At 70.6% G+C, this 1728-nt stretch carries 4 protein-coding genes; all 4 read right to left on the reverse strand.

Features of this window, described 5'->3' with window-relative positions; all coding sequences use genetic code 11:
- Positions 1 to 72: 72 nt before the first annotated feature.
- Positions 73 to 738, reverse strand: a complete 666-nt coding sequence (locus tag AC1D15_RS30495) for a prepilin-type N-terminal cleavage/methylation domain-containing protein (protein WP_477828976.1) — start codon at positions 736 to 738, stop codon at positions 73 to 75.
- The gene (gene gspI / locus AC1D15_RS30500) at positions 738 to 1115 is read right to left on the reverse strand and encodes a type II secretion system minor pseudopilin GspI (RefSeq protein WP_477828977.1); all 378 of its coding nucleotides are present in this window, start codon (positions 1113 to 1115) and stop codon (positions 738 to 740) included. Before gspI ends, AC1D15_RS30495 begins: the two co-directional genes overlap by 1 nt.
- Positions 1112 to 1612: a prepilin-type N-terminal cleavage/methylation domain-containing protein gene (locus AC1D15_RS30505; RefSeq protein ID WP_465110943.1), complete on the reverse strand. Its 501-nt coding sequence runs from the start codon at positions 1610 to 1612 to the stop codon at positions 1112 to 1114. The genes gspI and AC1D15_RS30505 overlap by 4 nt, the downstream gene beginning before the upstream one ends.
- Positions 1596 to 1728, reverse strand: a 133-nt coding sequence (locus AC1D15_RS30510; protein WP_477828978.1) for a type II secretion system protein GspG, incomplete at its 5' end; no start/stop codon positions are given. The genes AC1D15_RS30510 and AC1D15_RS30505, both read right to left, overlap by 17 nt.

Below are 1728 nucleotides of genomic sequence, written 5' to 3' on the forward strand. Positions count from 1 at the left end.
GCGTGACGATGATCATTGCCATCAGCAGCGCGGCGCCGCGCTGGGCGGCCGGCGGGGAGGTGGCGTGGCGCGTCATTGCGGGCCGATCGTCACGTCGCGCGTGACGTTGCCGGAGAAGCCGCTGCCCTCGCCGAACGTCAGCACAAGCCGCACGCCCTGCGGCAGCGGGGTCGTGACGCCGCTCGGCGGATTCGGCTGGCCGGACCCGGGTCCGGTATTCGGCTGCGTCGGGTCGGCGCTGGATTGCGCATTGGTCCAGGCATTGCCGCGGTAGTAATACACCTGCCAGTCCGACAGGTGGGTCAGCGTGCGCAACTGGCCGACCTCGCTGCCGAGGAACTGCTGGCTCGACATCCAGTTCTGCTGCAGCTCGCTGGCCGTCGTGACGACCGGGCCGGCCCAGCGCAGCCAGGTGCCGCCGCGCAGCGACCACACCACCATCTGCAGCCCGCCGGGCACGCGGCGCGTGACGCGCATCGAGGCGCCGTCGAAGGCCATCGCGCTCGGCAGCACGCCGCTGTCCTGCGCGTTGTCGAGGTCCTGCTCCCACTGCGCGAGCACGCTGCTCACGCGCAGCACCTGCTCCAGCCGCTGCTGGCTCGCGGCGCGCGCGCGCACGATGCCGTCGACGCCCTGCCACGACATCATCGCGACGATCGCCATGATGGTCATCGCGACCAGCACCTCGATGAGGGTGAAGCCGCGGGCAAGGGGGGCGCGCAGGGGTGGCGTGTCCATCAGCGCGGCAGGATGGTCGAGAGCGTCAGCACCGGCTGGTCGTCCTCGTTGAAGATCTGCGCGTCGACGCGCMGGAAGTTCGGGTTCGGCGTCGGCCGCGTGGCCTGCTTGCCCTTGTAGCTGGTGCCGAACTGGTCGCAGCTGAATTCGGCGTCGCCGACGCTCGGGAAGGTGTGGCTGAGCTTCAGGCCGGTGAGCTGGTTCTCGGCGCACCACTGGGCCGCGGTGACCTCGACCAGGCGCTGCGTGTTGTTGGTCAACGCGCCGGCCGCCTTGATGCCGGCGCCCAGCGTGACCGCGATGATGGCGAGCGCCACCAGCACCTCGATCAGCGTGAAGCCGCTCGCTTTGGCGAGATGCGGACGGTGCTTGCTCATGGCTGCGCGACCTGCTCGTTCTCGAGCACCACGAAGGGCCCGAGCCCGTCGGTGCCGAGCGCGACGCTCTGGTCGTCGAGGTGCAGCACGATGCGCTGCGCGCCGATCAACGGCTCGGGGCCGAGCACGATGCCCTTGGAGCCCGCGATGTCGGCGGAGACTTCGGGCGTCAGCCACTTGGTCGGCAGGTCGTTGGTGGTCGGCAGCCCGACGAAGCGGAAGCCTTCGGCCGCATTCGGCTCGGCGGCGCGCGGCAGCCAGGTCACCGGGATGCCCGAGGCGCGCGACGCGGCGCGCGCCGATTCGAGCAGCGCGACCAGCCGGGCGGCTTCGTGGTCGAGCCGCGTGCTGGCCGGGTTGCGGATCGACAGGCTCGCGACGGCCGACGCGATGGCGATCAGCGTGATCACCACCAGCAGCTCGATCAGCGTGAAGCCGCCCGCGTGCGCCCGGCCTGCGGGCGACGCGGCACGGCAACGCTCATTGCCAGGAGCCAACTTCGGCGTCTTTGCCTTCACCGCCCACCTGGCCGTCGGCACCGAGGCTGTAGACATCGATCTCGCCTTTCACGCCCGGGTTGGCGTATTGATACGGCTTGCCCCAGGGGTCGTTG

This window comes from Rhizobacter sp. P2_H2, from assembly GCF_056403375.1.

What these genes read in the sequence shown, in the direction of transcription:
- AC1D15_RS30495 (WP_477828976.1), bottom strand. Translation starts at nt 738, where the DNA reads ATGGACACGCCACCCCTGCGCGCCCCCCTTGCCCGCGGCTTCACCCTC.